Genomic DNA, 13,729 nt, shown 5'->3' with positions numbered 1-13,729 from the left:
CATGGACAGCGCGCCCCGGAACCCGGCCGCACCCGGACCGTTCGCCTCCTTCGCCCGGTTCGTGGTGCTCGGCGGGGGGCTCGGCGTCCTCTCCAGCCTGGCCATACCGTCGCTCGCCGGACTGATGCCGTGGGCGGTGGCGAACGCGCTGGTCACCGTGGCCTCCACCCTCCTGTGCACGGAGCTCCACGCCCGCTTCACCTTCGGGTCGGGCCGGCGCGCCGGATGGCGGCGCCACTGGCAGTCCGCGGGTTCGGCCGCGGTCGCCTACGCGGTGACCTGTGCCGCGGTGTTCGTCCTGCACCTGGTCCAGGCGTCGCCCGGGATGCTCACCGAGCAGATCGTCTACCTCGGTGCCTCCGGCCTCGCCGGCTTCGGCCGCTTCCTGATCCTGCGCCTGTTCGTCTTCGCCGCCGGCCGCAGCCGGACGACGGTGCCGGTGCGGGTTTCGGGGCCGGTCCCGGTGCGGGCGAAGGTGACGGTGACGGTCCCCCGGTCGGTCCGGCCGCCCGCCGTCCTGTCAGCCGCGTGAGCGGGGAGCCGACGGCACAGGCCGTCACCTACGCGGCGCCGAACCGGCTTCCTGACGGTCACTTCCTGAACCACCCGGCGAGCGGGCCCGGGTCCGGGACCCGGGCCCGCTCGCCGTGTGCGAGAGAAGGTGATCAGTCGTCAGACTCAGCCGTAGAGGGCCACCCGTGGGTGCACCGTGCCCTCGGCGTCCGGGTCGAGGACGGTGAGGCGGTACTGCTCGGTGAGGGTCTCGCCCGCGTGCAGCGTGCGCTGTGCGGTCGAGAGGTCGGTGTACAGGGTGCCGGTCTGGCTGCCGAGCTGGACGGCTTCCCAGCAGCCGCTCGCGGTGCGGTGCTCGACCTTGACGTCCGAGGGGTCCAGGAAGGGTCCCGAGTCCGGGGACTCCACCAGGAGTTGCGGGGCGACGGTCTGGTCCACCGAGGAGTCGTTGCGGTAGGTGACCGTGAACCTGTGCTTCCGGCTGTCGGCCGGAAGGGCGCTCGTGGGCAGGTCCACGAAGCCGGTGAGTATGGCGGGCTCCTGCTCGGGCAGGGCCGAGGACACTGCCGCGGGGGCCTGTTGGGTGGCTGCCGCGGCGGGTCCGGCCATGGCCAGACCGGCCGCTGCCACGACGAGGGCCACGAGAGCGACCCTGAGACGACTGTTCTTCGACGACACGTTCGCTGATCCTTCGGATTCGCTTGAGTGAACTGAACCGCATCGTAGGCGCGGTCGGCACCCGGCGTATCGGCCGAAAGGACGAGGCGGACGGCGGGAGCGTCGCTCGCCAACTCGACGCCAGGAAGCGGGAGATGAAGACTTCTTCACCTCTCGTGGATATTTCGTGGATACCCCCCGGTAAGGATCCCGGGGCGTGAACCGCCGTCATATCGGACTGATAGCTTCCGCTTCACCGGCCCGGGGGAACCATGAAAGCCGGTACCAGACCTTGACAAGTGAACCCGGACGGAATGCCTTGCGCACTTCTCGTGAAAATGCAGGAGGAAGGCACCGCTGGCGGGTGCCGAAGAGCCGACGCGGCCGAATACTCGCGGCCGGCGCGACATCCGTGGTGGCGATGGCTCTCGTCGCCCCACTGGCATCGGCGGCCTTCACCGACTCCTCCCCCCAGCGCGGCGCCGCGCCACCGCCGGACCGAGTGACCGACACCTCGCAACTGCCCTCGGGATGGCGGCAGTCCGACGACCGGATCGTCACGTACGACGGAGACCGCACCGGACTGCACGTACTGGTCGCCGACGCCGCGCACGCCTACGCATGGCGCACCGCGGCCACCCTGTCCGAGCCCGGCATCGACACCGACCAGTGGATCGGGCAGAGCTGTGTGACCGCGTCCGGCGACCGGGCCGTGGTGGTCTACGCGCCCCGCCAGGTGATCAACGATCAGGAGGGCTTCCAGCAGGGCGCGTTCGCGGCCGTGGTCGACCTGACCGACGGGACCGTGACCAAGCTGCCGCAACTGGTCTCCCTCGCCTACTTCAACCCCGGCTGCGGCGACGGCGAGCAGGCCGTGCTCTCCAGGCCGCAGGGCGAGGGCACGCAACTGCTCACCGTCGACGCGCGGCAGGGGAAGCTGACCCGTCGGCAGACCGTCCCCGGCCAGCTGACCTCCGCCGTGCCCTTCGGCACCGGCATCGCGGCGGCCAACGGCACCTCGGTGGTCTCGGTGAACCGTCGGGGAGACGTCAGCACCCTGGCCCGTACGGCGGGCACGCCGTTCCGGCTGGTGCCGGACGCGCACGGCGGCCTCGCCTACCAGGCCCCGGCCGCCGGGAAGAAGGTGCAGGTCCGCCGGGTCACGCAGGACGGCTCCGACCGACTGCTCGGCTCAGGCGCGCTCGGCGCGCTGGCGGTGCACGGCACCGGCGGCCGGGTCTTCGTCACCGGGACGGACGCCCAGGACGACATCCGGGGCTCCGCCCACCCGGAGAACTCGCCGCGGAGCTCGCCGGAGAACACTCCGCAGAGCTGGCCGAAGGGCTGGAAGGTCCTCGACGTCCCGGCCGCGTCCGAGGTCTCCACCACCGGCGCGCTCGCCCTGACCAGTGTCGGCAACGGCGCGGAGGCGGCCGGCGGCAAGGGCGTCGGCAGGGCCCTCGCCGCGGGCACCGCCCAGCCGGTCGGCATCAACGCCCTGGCCACGGGCACCGGCGCCACCTTCGACTTCCGCGTGAAGCCCAGGGCGCCGCAGCAGGGCCAGGGCGCCGAACAGTCCCCGGCCCTGGCCCCCCTCACCACCGCGGGCAGCGGCGAGAGCCCGTCCGCCGGGATGCACACGAACAGCCTCGACGTCTCGTCCGCCGGCATGCGCACGGACAGCCTCCACGGTCCGTCGGCCGGCATGCGGCTGGACAGCGTCGACGACGACGGCCCGGAGCACACCACCACCGACCCGGACCGTGCCTGCGCCGTCTCCCGCAACGACCCCGGCCTCCAGGCGCTCCAGCCGTCCCCCGCCATGGTCGAGTGGGCGACGGACCTCGCCGTACAGGGCGAGCTCGACGTCCGCCGCCGTAGCGGATGGAACGGCACCGACCTCTCGTCGTACACCCCCCAGGGGATGTTCCCGCCGGTCGAGCTCAAGGGCGGCGGACGAGTGCCCGCGCAGATCATGCTCGGTGTGCTCACCCAGGAGTCCAACCTCGTGCAGGCCACCTCGCGGGCGGCCGCCGGCGAGAGCGGCAACTTCATCCAGGGCGGCTACTACGGCAACGGCGGCAGCGTCCACACCGTCGACTGGTCGGCCGCCGACTGCGGTTACGGCATCTCCCAGGTGACCAGCGGGATGGCCCGCTCGGACACCACGTACACCGCCGAGCAGCAGAAGGCGATCACCGTCGACTACGCGGCGAACATCGCGGCCGGTCTGCAGATCCTCCAGGACAAGTGGAACCAGCTGTACACGCACGGCATCCTCGCCAACGGCGGTGACCCCCGGTACCTGGAGAACTGGTGGTTCGCGCTGTGGGCGTACAACAGCGGCTTCAACGAGCCGACCGCGTCGGACACCGCCGCTCCCTGGGGCCTGGGCTGGTTCAACAACCCGGCCAACGGCCTCTACCCGCCGGACCGGAAGATGTTCCTGTCCTCCGGCTACGACGACGCCCGCAACCCCAATCTGTGGACGTACCCGGAACGGGTCCTGGGCTGGGCGGCGTACTCCCAGCAGAAGACCGACCCGGCGACCGGCGCGTCCGGTGCGGCCTTCACCGTCGGCGACTGGCCCGCCGGCGGCGCGCCGGCCGCCGAACCGCCGCACGACGCCTTCTGCAAGCCCGCCGACAACGAGTGCGACACCTCCAAGCTCCGCAAGGTGGAAGGTTCGAGCCAGCCCGAAGGCCCCTGCCAGCGCGACGACTTCAAGTGCTGGTGGCACGCGTCCTCGACCTGGACGGACTGCGCCACCACGTGCGGCACCGAGGTGCCGGCCTACGAGGCGAGCGACCCCGAGCCGAAGGCCACCTCGCCCCGACCGGCGTCCTGCACCTCCTCCCTGCCGCAGAACGCGCTGATCGTGGACGACGTGCCGAACACGGTGAAGTTCCGGGTGGGCAGCACCAACCCCTGCGCCGACGCGAAGAACTGGACCAGCCGGGGCACCCTGACGTTCACCTTCGGCTCCGCGGTGCAGAACGGCGCGACCGTCTACCCGTCGAAGATCGACTTCCACCAGCTGGGTTCTGGCTTCGGCGGTCACTTCTGGTTCACCCACACCCGGGCGCCGAGTCTCACCGACTCGGTCGTCACCGGCACCTGGACGCCCGACCGGTCGGTCAACGGCTGGGCACGGGTCATGGTCCACCTGCCGGACCACGAGGCCGACACCGGCCAGGCGACCTACCGCATCGACCTCGGTGACGGCACCGTCGTGGAGAAGACGATCTCGCAGGACACCGGTGGCAAGAACGCCTGGGTCTCCCTGGACTCGTACGAGTTCCACGGCACCCCGAGCGTCTCGCTGAGCTCGGACACGGCCGACGGCACCGGCGACGACTCGATCGCCTGGGACGCCCTGGCCTTCGAGCCCCTGCCGGGCAAGCCCTCGGACGCCGCCTCGGCGTCTCCGTCCCCGTCCCCGTCCCCCTCTCCGGAGGAGTAGCGGCGACGGCGACGGCAGATAACCCCCCGGCCCATGGCCCGGGGGTTATCTGCTGTTCCGGTGCGGGCCCAACTCCTGTAGAACATCGCCGAGTTGGTCGGGACTGAGGGCCGGGCCGGGGAGGGGCGAGGACGCGCTCGGCGAGGCCTGCAGGCCGGCGAGGAGCAGGGCGAGGGGGCGGCGCCAGGCGTCGGGGGTCGTCGCGGTGGTCAGGGCCGGGACGGCACGGCCGAGGGCCGCGAGCGCGAACAGGACGTCCTCGACGGTGACGTCCTCGCGGACCGTGCCCTCGTCCCGACCGCGCCGCAACAGGAGTTCCACCGTCACCCGGTTGTGGACGTGCACGGCCCGCAGCGCGTCGACGCCCTCCAGCCGGGTGGTCATGAGGTCGTTGGTGCCGCGGTCGGCGGCCAGCGTGGTGAAGACGGCGCGGAGGTACGTGTTCAGGCCCGCCCACGCGTCCGGCGCGGCCCGGGCCTGCTCGCCCGCGGTCATCGTGTCCGTCAGCAGGTCGTGGAAGACGGCGTCGATGAGGGCGGCGCGGGTGGGGAAGTGCCGATAGAGCGTCGCGTTTCCGACGCCCGCCCGGCGGGCGATCACGTCCAGCGGCGCTTCGAGCCCCTGCTCGGTGAACACCTCGTGGGCCGCGGCCACCAGGAGATCCCAGCTGCGCCGCGCGTCGCGTCGCCGCGGAGGCGTCGCCCGGTGTCCTTCGACGGTCATCGTCACCCTCCGCACGGAGCCACGAACTCACGAACCCACGAACCCACGAAGCCGCACTGCCCCGGAATCCCGGAAGTGGGGAGCACTCCCCGGCAGCGATGTTATCGTCGGAACCCAAAACGGGGACCAGTCCCCATTTCGCGTGCTCGGGAGGGCGGGACATGAGCGGCACGGGCGGCACCGGCGCCACGAGCGGCACTGACAGCACAGGCGGCACGGCACTCGTACTCGGCGGTGGAGGCCCGGTCGGCGGCGCCTGGATGACCGGTGTGCTCGCCGGTCTCGCGGACGCCGGCATCGACCTCGACCGGGCCGACGTCGTCATCGGCACCTCGGCGGGCGCGATCTTCGGCTCCCGGCTCGCGTGCGGGGAGCCGCCGCGCGAGATGTACGAGCGTCAACTCACCGGCGTCGACCGGCTGGTCATGAGCGTGACCGCGGCCCAGACCCTCCGCTTCCTGTGGGCGGCGCTCGGATCCCGCGACCCCGACCGCTCCGTACGCCGTCTGGGCCGCGCCGCCCTGGCCGCCCGGCCCGCCCCCGGGCCCGACCTGCCGGAAGTCCTGCGACCACTGCTGCGCGGGGCGTCGCGATGGCCCGCGCGCGCCCTGCGGATCGCCGCGGTCGACGCCCACACCGGGCAGGTGGCGGCCTTCGGCGCGGACTCGACGCTCACCCTCGTCGAAGCGGTCGCCGCCAGCTGCGCGGTCCCCCTGGTCTGGCCGCCCGTCACGGCCGCCGGCCGCCACTGGATGGACGGCGGCAGCCGCTCCACCACCAACCTCCACCTGGCCCGCGGCTGTCGGCGGGTGGTGGCCGTCGCTCCGATCCCGTCCGCCGTCGGACCGCACCCCCACGCGCGGCAGGAGGCCGCCGCCCTCGCCGCCGAGGGCGTCGCCGTCACGCTGCTGGCCCCGGACCGCGCCTCCCGCCGGGCCATGGGACGCGACATGACCGCCGACGCCCACCGCCTGGACGCCGCCCTCGCCGGGCACGCCCAGGCCACCGCCCTCGCCGACACCGTGGCCGACGTATGGCACGGCCGTAGCAGCGAGCGATAGCCGACCGCCAGCCCTCGACGAAAGGCGATGCCATGCAGGCCCGCACCCTGGAGGAGCTGGCCCCCGACGGCCACGACCTGGCCAGTGACCCGTATCCCGTCTACGCGGCCCTGCGCGTCGAGGGGCCCGTGCACCGCGTGCTCGTGCCGGGGAGCGGAGAGTGCTGGCTGGTCGTGACCCGCGACGCGGCACGCGCCGCGCTGACCGACCCGCGCCTGCGCAACGACATCCGGCACTCCTCGTCCTGGCGGACCGACGGCGGCCACGCCCTCGGCCGCAACATGCTCCAGAGCGATCCCCCGCAGCACACCCGGCTGCGCCGGCTGGTGGCGGGCCACTTCACGCCGGCCCGGGTCGCCGCGTCACGCCCGCTGATCGAGGGCACCGCGCGTGACCTGCTCGCCGCGCTGCCCCGAGAAGGGACCGCGGACCTGGTGAGCCGGTACGCGCTCCCGCTGCCGGTCACCGTGATCTGCGATCTCCTCGGTGTCCCCGCGGCGGACCGTTCCGCCTTCCACACCTGGTCGAACGAGCTGGTCATGCCCACCTCCGAGGAAGCGGCGGCCGCGGCCGCGGGCGCACTGGCCGGCAGTCTCACCGAGCTGATCGACCGCAAGGCCGCCGGCCCGGACGGCACCCTGCTCGGCGATCTGGCCGCGACGGCCCGCGAACAACCGGTGTCCGCCGACGAGGAGAGGGAGAGGACGGACGGGGCCCCTCTCACCGACGAGGAACTCCTCGGCATGGCCTTCCTCATCCTCGTCGCCGGCCACGAGACGACGGTCAACCTGATCTCCGGAACCCTCCACGGCCTGCTCACCCATCCGGACCAGCTCGACCTGCTCCGCGCCGACCCCGGGCTGACCGGCCGCGCCGTCGAGGAGTCGCTGCGCCACACCTCACCGGTCCACGCCACCGCGTTCCGCTTCGCCGCCGAGCCCCTGGACCTCGCGGGCACCCGCATCGGCACCGGCGACGCGGTCCTGGTCTCCCTCGCCGCGGCCTCCCGCGATCCGCTGCACTTCCCCGACCCCGACCGCTTCGACATCACCCGGCGCGTCCAGGGACACCTCGGTTTCGGCCACGGCCTCCACCACTGTCTCGGCGCCCCACTGGCCCGCCTGGAGGCCGAGATCGCCGTACGCCTGCTCCTGGCGCACCACCCCCGCCTCACCTTCGCCACCGAACCGGCGACACTCCGATGGCGGACCAGCACTCTGCTGCGGGGCCTGGCCGAACTGCCGGTCCGGCTGGGCTGAAAGGCCGCGGACGAGGTGTACGCGGGTGATGCCGGAAGGGTCCGCCGGTCCTACGATGACAAGTGGGCCAGCACACAGGGAGCAGGCATGATCCGTTCAGCCGACATCCGCGAGTGGCGCAACCATGACGTGGTCGACCCGAAGGGCCACAGGATCGGCATGCTCGAAGCGGTCTACGTGGACACCACCACCGACGAACCGTCCGTGGTCACGGTCCGCACCGGACTGCCCTCCCGCCGGCGACTGGTCTTCGTCCCGCTCGACGAGGCGGTCGTCGGCCCCGGCTACGTCCAGGTCTCCCACCCCAAGGGGGAGGTGCGGAAGGCCCCTTCCATCGGCACGGACGACGTCCTGCCCGCCGAGCGGGAGGAAGCGATCTTCCAGCACTACGGCATGCCGTACCGGCCGGGCGTCAACGGCGAACGCCAACTCGCGCGCCGCTGACCCCTCATCCGCGGCACCGGGAGGTGTACGAGTCGATGGTGATCTTCCTGCTGCTCGTCCTCGTGGCCGTCGCGCTGGGCATCATCGGCGCCGCGGCGGACGGTCTGGGATACCTGTTGGCCATCGGTGTCGTGCTGTTCGTGGCCGATGTGGTCTTCATCACGGCACGAGGGGCTCGGCGGGTCCGTCGGCGGCCGATTCGCTGACCACGGGAGCAATATCTGTGACCGTGAAGTGAGAAATCGACGCGACGCGCGATGAGTATTCCCGGGTCGGCCGACCAGGCGAAATCATCGACCGTGCACGGCCGAACGCGACCTGCTACTGTCGATCTCAGTTGCAGGTGTGGTTGCCAGAAGGTTTTTTCCGACGGGCTGATCATCACGGCGACCGGAGTCCGCACACGGCGAACTCCGAACACCGTCCCAAAGGAGAAACATTATGGCTACTGGCACCGTGAAGTGGTTCAACGCGGAAAAGGGCTTCGGCTTCATCGAGCAGGACGGCGGCGGCCCCGACGTCTTCGCCCACTACTCGAACATCGCCGCCCAGGGCTTCCGTGAGCTTCAGGAGGGTCAGAAGGTGTCCTTCGACATCGCTCAGGGCCAGAAGGGCCCGACGGCCGAGAACATCGTCCCCGCCTGACACTGAATCAGACGCTGACTTCGCAGCTGGGGCCCGCACCTTGGGGTGCGGGCCCCAGCTCGCTGCGTTCCCGGGCGCCGCGTAGAAATACCGCGCCCGAAACCGGATATCGAATTCCCGATATCCATTGCTCAATCATATCGGTTGGAATTCACATTCGGCTCGTTCTTGCAATTCTCTGCGCTGCTCATCTGCTGCGGGAATTCCTTGGTACGTGCCGCATCAAGGAAGGTTCCATATGAACCGCGCCTACACGCGCACCCGCACAAACGACCGCTTCGCCCGTACCCGCACCGGAGGCATGTCCTCGGGTGCGGCCTCCAAGAAGCGCGGCAATCCCGGCCGCGGCGGTCGACAGACCGCAGTGCAGGGCGAGTTCGCCCTGCCGAAGACCGTCACCCCCGCTCTGCCCGCCGTCGAGGCGTTCGCCGAACTCGACATGCCGGAGAAGCTGTTGGCCGCACTGGGCCACGAGGGCGTGACCGTACCGTTCCCGATCCAGGCCGCGACCCTGCCGAACTCCCTCGCCGGCCGTGACGTCCTCGGCCGTGGCCGCACCGGCTCGGGCAAGACCCTCGCCTTCGGCCTCGCGCTGCTGGCCCGCACCGCGGGTCGCACCGCCCAGCCCCGGCAGCCGCTCGCCCTGGTCCTCGTGCCCACCCGCGAGCTCGCCCAGCAGGTCACCGACGCGCTCACCCCGTACGCCCGCGCCGTGAAGCTGCGGCTGGCCACCGTCGTCGGCGGAATGTCGATCGGCAGGCAGGCCGGCGCGCTGCGCGGCGGCGCCGAGGTCGTCGTGGCGACGCCGGGACGGCTCAAGGACCTGATCGACCGCGGCGACTGCCGACTGGACGACGTCGACATCACGGTCCTCGACGAGGCCGACCAGATGACGGACATGGGCTTCATGCCCCAGGTCACCGCCCTGCTCGACCAGGTGCGCGCCGACGGCCAGCGGATGCTCTTCTCGGCCACCCTGGACCGCAACGTGGACCTGCTGGTCCGCCGCTACCTGACCGACCCGGTGGTGCACTCCGTCGACCCGTCCCAGGGCGCGGTCACCACGATGGAGCACCACGTGCTCCACGTCCACGGCACGGACAAGCAGCGGACGACCACCGAGATCGCGGCCCGCGAAGGCCGCGTGATCATGTTCCTGGACACCAAGCACGCGGTGGACCGGCTGACCAAGCACCTGCTGAGCAGCGGCGTCCGCGCCGGGGCCCTCCACGGCGGCAAGTCCCAGCCGCAGCGCACCCGGACCCTCGCCCAGTTCAAGGACGGGCATGTGACGGTGCTGGTGGCGACCAACGTGGCGGCCCGTGGCATCCACGTCGACAACCTCGACCTGGTCGTGAACGTGGACCCGCCCACCGACCCCAAGGACTACCTGCACCGCGGCGGCCGTACCGCCCGTGCCGGCGAGTCCGGCAGCGTCGTCACCCTGGTGACGCCCGATCAGCGTCGCGACATGACGCGGCTGATGATGTCGGCCGGCATCAACGCGACGGTGACCCCGGTGCGTTCGGGCGAGGAGGAGCTGAGCCGTATCACCGGCGCCCAGGCTCCTTCCGGCATCCCGGTGGTCATCACCAACCCGGTGGTGGAACGCCCCCGTCGCTCCGCGTCCTCGTCCTCCTCCCGGGGCCGTCGCGGCCGCGGCAGCGCCCAGGGCGGACAGAGCGGCACGCAGAGCGGTCAGAGCCGCGGCGGCCAGGGCGGCCAGAGCCGTGGCGGTCAGGGCGGCCAGAGCCGTGGCGGTCAGAGCCGCTCCACCAGCGAGGCCGGACGCGGCACCGCGCGGCGCAGGACCTCCTACGGCTCGGCGGCCTAGTACCTGTAGCGATCGTTCGGAGACACGGGGGACGGCACGCCCATCTGCGGCGTGCCGTCCCCCGCTCACCGGCGTCAACCCCTCTTCGCCCCGTCCGCCATCTCGCAGGAGGCACTCTTTGACATCGGTTCAGATGCGGCGGCACTCGGCGGGTCCCGCCACCACTACTGTGGTCNGGACGGCACGCCCATCTGGGGCGGGCCGTCCCCCGCTCACCGGCGTCAACCCCTCTTCGCCCCGTCCGCCATCTCGCAGGAGGCACTCTTTGACATCGGTTCAGATGCGGCGGCACTCGGCGGGTCCCGCCACCACTACTGTGGTCGACGTGGACGTGGACGTGTCCGGGCCGCGGGTCTGTGACGACATGACGGTCGAAGTGGCACTGTCGGTCATGGTCGGCGCCCGGGTCCAGCATCTGCTCGTGTGCGACGGTGACGACGAGAGCACCGGCTCGATCACCCGGGCCCAGCTCGCCCGCCTCCGGGCCAGCTCCGCGTACACGGACCGGATCCGGCTGCGGGACATCCTCGGCGGACACGCGGTCAGCCCGTTCCCCTTCTCCCTGTGAGGCATCATGCGCTGTGTCATCGCCCGCTACCCCTTCGATCTCACGAAGATGGGGGTCCTGGACTCGATGAAGGGCATCAAGCCCGAACTCGTCACGGGTGAGTCCGTGACCATCGGCCGTCGCCGTTACCCCGTCAAGCAGGTGGGCGAGATCATCACCCGTCAGGACCGCCGCGACTTCTCCGCCGCCGAGGTCACCCGCGCGATGGCCCGCCTCGGCTTCACCTGTCACGAGCACCCCGAGGCCGTGCCGGTGGCACCGGTCCTCAGCCCGCTCCAGACCGCGTCGGCCCTGCTCGGCACCCCCGAGCACCAGGAGGCGTGAGGACGGGCGCAAGCCACCTCAGGACGACAGTGAGGGCCCCGCCGACAGACGTCGGCAGGGCCCTCACTGCTGTTCTCACTGGTCGGAGTAGCTGAAGTCGCCCACGGTCCAGGCGCTGACGTCCTTGATCGCGACACGGTACATTCCGCCCGTGTCGGGGATCCCGACGGTGCCCTGCAGGATCCGGGCCAGATGGAAGTGCAGATGCGTGGGCGTCTCGCCGGGGTCGGGCCGGCGCTCGGCCCGGCCGGCGGTGAAGACGTCGGCGAACGGGCCCAGGTGGTCCGAGTCCTTCAGGACCTCCGACACCCGCTCCCGCCACACGGCCTCGGGTGCCAGTCGGCCGGTGATCACGGCACCTGAGACGACCACGGTCAGCGACATCTGATTGCTCTGCTCCGACTCCACCATGGCGGAGATGGCGATGAGCAGCTCGTCAGGGTTCGGCATGAAAGCCGATTCTATGCGGCGGCCGGGCCGGGCCGCGCGGCCCCCGTGCGAACCGCAGAATACCTGGCACCCCCCTGAGCCCAAATCTACTTTTGAGGGAGTAGACATTGGCCGATGCCCCAGGTAGCGTTTCTCTCGTAGACATGGTTCAGCACAGCCCGGCAGACACGAACTGCCTGGTCGCAAGGAAGGACGGAGGAGCAGACGCCATCAGGATCGCCCGGACCGAGCACGCTCGGGCCGGGTACCGCAAGACCCCGGATTGGAAGGTGGTCCCCGGTCACGCAGCCGCGATCCCCGCAGTCCCGCCCTTCTGGGCCGGGCGGCGGACGTAGCAGGTCGGCACAGCAGTAGGGCCGACAGATGGTGTTCAATTTCCTTCGGGGCCCTGGTGCCGTACGGCGCCAGGGCCCCTCGACGCGTTGGTTCAACGAGGTGACATGACAGCAGATACTCCGCTCAGCGGTCGTCTGGACGACGACGACTACCCCGCCTACACGATGGGCCGGGCCGCCGAGATGCTCGGCACCACGCCGGGCTTTCTCCGCGCCATCGGCGAGGCCCGTCTGATCACTCCACTCCGCTCCGAGGGCGGCCATCGCCGCTACTCCCGCTACCAGCTGCGGATCGCCGCCCGGGCCCGCGAGCTCGTCGACCGGGGCACACCGATCGAGGCCGCCTGCCGCATCGTCATCCTCGAGGACCAGCTCGAGGAGGCTCAGCGCATCAACGCGGAGTACCGCCGCTCGGCGGGCCAGGCGTCCCGCGGTTCGGGCTGAGCGGCGTCAGGACTGTGCGCGGGCGGCCTTCACGAACGCCTTGATCAGGGCGGGGTCCTTGACCCCGCGGCTCTGCTCCACCCCGCTGGACACGTCGACACCCCACGGGCCCGTGGCGTCGACGGCGTGCCGTACGTTGTCCGGGCTGAGGCCGCCGGCGAGCAGCCACTTCTCTCCGGACCCCGCGAGTGGCTTGCTGTTCCAGTCCCAGGCGACGCCGGAGCCCGGCACGGGCGCGTCGAGGAGGAGCATGTCCTCGCCCATGTCCCCGAAGCGCGGTACCAGGTCGCCGAAGGCCGCGGCCCGGATCAGCGTCCACCCGCCCGTGGCCAGCTCGCCGTAGTACCCGCGGTCCTCCGGCCCGTGCAGTTGTACGGCGCCGATGCCCGCGTCGGCGGCCACGGACCGCACCTCGTCCAGGGGCTCCTTGCGGAAGACGCCCACCGTCAGCACGCCCTCCGGCACGCGAGCGCACAGTCGTGCGGCCGTGGCGACGTCGATGCGGCGCGGGCTCTCCGAGAACACGAACCCGATGGCGTCGGCCCCCGCCTCGACCGCCGTGTCGACGTCCCTCTCGGTCCTCAGGCCACAGATCTTGACGAACAGGGAGTTGCTCACGCTGGTGCTCCATTGCGGCGGACGAGGGGAACCGGGTGAGACCACGTTACCGGCGTGGTCCCGGCCGCCGAGCGGTCAGGTTCCGCGCTTCCACGCGGGGTCGCGGCCCGCCAGGCCCAGGGCGCGGTCGAACAGCGGTGCCGTACCGGGCATCGGAACCTCGGGGCCGAACACGCCGTACCGTCGGGCCGTCTCGGCCCTGGCGGCCACGTTCTCGTACACCGCAGCGGTGAGATCGTCGTCCACCCGCAGTTCCTGACCGGTGGCCACGGCCAGGTCCCAGCCGTGCAGCAGCCACTCGCACAGCAGGATTCCGCCGACGAAGGGGGCCGGCATCCGGCCACCGCCGGTCAGGCCCGTCTCACCGGCCCACGCCCGCGGCTCGCTCCAG

The 13,729-nt window shown here is 71.5% G+C and carries 16 protein-coding genes; 11 read left to right on the top strand and 5 right to left on the bottom strand.

What is annotated here, in order from left to right:
- Position 1 precedes the first annotated feature (1 nt).
- Positions 2-532 (top strand): GtrA family protein, encoded by a 531-nt coding sequence (locus ACWBNA_RS00520; protein WP_482701102.1) that lies wholly within the window; start codon positions 2-4, stop codon positions 530-532.
- Between the two features lie 146 nt (positions 533-678).
- On the opposite strand, the gene ACWBNA_RS00515 is transcribed toward ACWBNA_RS00520, so the two are convergent.
- Positions 679-1,191 carry a signal peptide protein gene (locus ACWBNA_RS00515; protein ID WP_482701100.1) on the bottom strand — a complete coding sequence of 171 codons (513 nt, stop codon included), beginning with the start codon at positions 1,189-1,191 and terminating at the stop codon, positions 679-681.
- A 400-nt stretch (positions 1,192-1,591) separates the two neighbouring features.
- On the opposite strand from ACWBNA_RS00515, the gene ACWBNA_RS00510 reads away from it, so the two are divergent.
- Positions 1,592-4,633 carry a golvesin C-terminal-like domain-containing protein gene (locus tag ACWBNA_RS00510; RefSeq protein WP_482701683.1) on the top strand — a complete coding sequence of 1,014 codons (3,042 nt, stop codon included), beginning with the start codon at positions 1,592-1,594 and terminating at the stop codon, positions 4,631-4,633.
- Between the two features lie 45 nt (positions 4,634-4,678).
- Here ACWBNA_RS00510 and ACWBNA_RS00505 read toward each other — a convergent pair whose 3' ends face one another.
- The gene (locus tag ACWBNA_RS00505; protein WP_482701098.1) at positions 4,679-5,356 is read right to left on the bottom strand and encodes a TetR/AcrR family transcriptional regulator; all 678 of its coding nucleotides are present in this window, start codon (positions 5,354-5,356) and stop codon (positions 4,679-4,681) included.
- A 161-nt stretch (positions 5,357-5,517) separates the two neighbouring features.
- Between ACWBNA_RS00505 and ACWBNA_RS00500 the strand changes: the two genes are divergently transcribed.
- The 8 genes from ACWBNA_RS00500 (at position 5,518) to ACWBNA_RS00465 (ending at position 11,491) form a co-directional block, all read left to right on the top strand.
- Positions 5,518-6,417, top strand: coding sequence for a patatin-like phospholipase family protein (locus tag ACWBNA_RS00500; RefSeq protein ID WP_482701096.1), 900 nt, complete (start codon positions 5,518-5,520; stop codon positions 6,415-6,417).
- 32 nt (positions 6,418-6,449) lie between these two features.
- Complete coding sequence (locus ACWBNA_RS00495; RefSeq protein WP_482701094.1) at positions 6,450-7,676, top strand: cytochrome P450 family protein; 1,227 nt, start codon at positions 6,450-6,452, stop codon at positions 7,674-7,676.
- Positions 7,677-7,763: 87 nt separating this feature from the next.
- Entirely contained in the window at positions 7,764-8,120 is a 357-nt protein-coding gene (locus ACWBNA_RS00490) for a PRC-barrel domain-containing protein (RefSeq protein WP_482701093.1), read from the top strand.
- Between the two features lie 35 nt (positions 8,121-8,155).
- Positions 8,156-8,326, top strand: coding sequence for a hypothetical protein (locus tag ACWBNA_RS00485; protein WP_482701091.1), 171 nt, complete (start codon positions 8,156-8,158; stop codon positions 8,324-8,326).
- Between the two features lie 235 nt (positions 8,327-8,561).
- A complete protein-coding gene (locus tag ACWBNA_RS00480; RefSeq protein ID WP_030939356.1) occupies positions 8,562-8,765 on the top strand; it encodes a cold-shock protein in 204 nt (67 codons plus the stop codon).
- Positions 8,766-9,003: 238 nt separating this feature from the next.
- Positions 9,004-10,599, top strand: a complete 1,596-nt coding sequence (locus ACWBNA_RS00475) for a DEAD/DEAH box helicase (protein ID WP_482701089.1) — start codon at positions 9,004-9,006, stop codon at positions 10,597-10,599.
- Positions 10,600-10,879: 280 nt separating this feature from the next.
- Positions 10,880-11,167, top strand: coding sequence for a CBS domain-containing protein (locus ACWBNA_RS00470; protein ID WP_482701681.1), 288 nt, complete (start codon positions 10,880-10,882; stop codon positions 11,165-11,167).
- A gap of 6 nt (positions 11,168-11,173) precedes the next feature.
- Positions 11,174-11,491, top strand: coding sequence for an SCO5918 family protein (locus ACWBNA_RS00465; protein ID WP_482701088.1), 318 nt, complete (start codon positions 11,174-11,176; stop codon positions 11,489-11,491).
- A 75-nt stretch (positions 11,492-11,566) separates the two neighbouring features.
- Here the strand turns inward: ACWBNA_RS00465 and ACWBNA_RS00460 are convergent, their stop codons facing one another.
- On the bottom strand, positions 11,567-11,941 hold the full coding sequence (locus ACWBNA_RS00460) for a hypothetical protein (RefSeq protein ID WP_482701086.1): 375 nt from the start codon (positions 11,939-11,941) through the stop codon (positions 11,567-11,569).
- Positions 11,942-12,381: 440 nt separating this feature from the next.
- Between ACWBNA_RS00460 and ACWBNA_RS00455 the strand changes: the two genes are divergently transcribed.
- Positions 12,382-12,720 (top strand): MerR family transcriptional regulator, encoded by a 339-nt coding sequence (locus ACWBNA_RS00455; RefSeq protein WP_482701084.1) that lies wholly within the window; start codon positions 12,382-12,384, stop codon positions 12,718-12,720.
- A 6-nt stretch (positions 12,721-12,726) separates the two neighbouring features.
- On the opposite strand, the gene ACWBNA_RS00450 is transcribed toward ACWBNA_RS00455, so the two are convergent.
- Positions 12,727-13,338: a phosphoribosylanthranilate isomerase gene (locus ACWBNA_RS00450; protein WP_482701082.1), complete on the bottom strand. Its 612-nt coding sequence runs from the start codon at positions 13,336-13,338 to the stop codon at positions 12,727-12,729.
- A 75-nt stretch (positions 13,339-13,413) separates the two neighbouring features.
- Positions 13,414-13,729 (bottom strand): TIGR03086 family metal-binding protein (locus tag ACWBNA_RS00445; protein WP_482701080.1); only part of this gene is annotated, 316 nt, incomplete at its 5' end.

Source organism: Streptomyces sp. Q2 (assembly GCF_056820935.1).
This window is presented reverse-complemented; position numbering and strand designations above follow the sequence as displayed.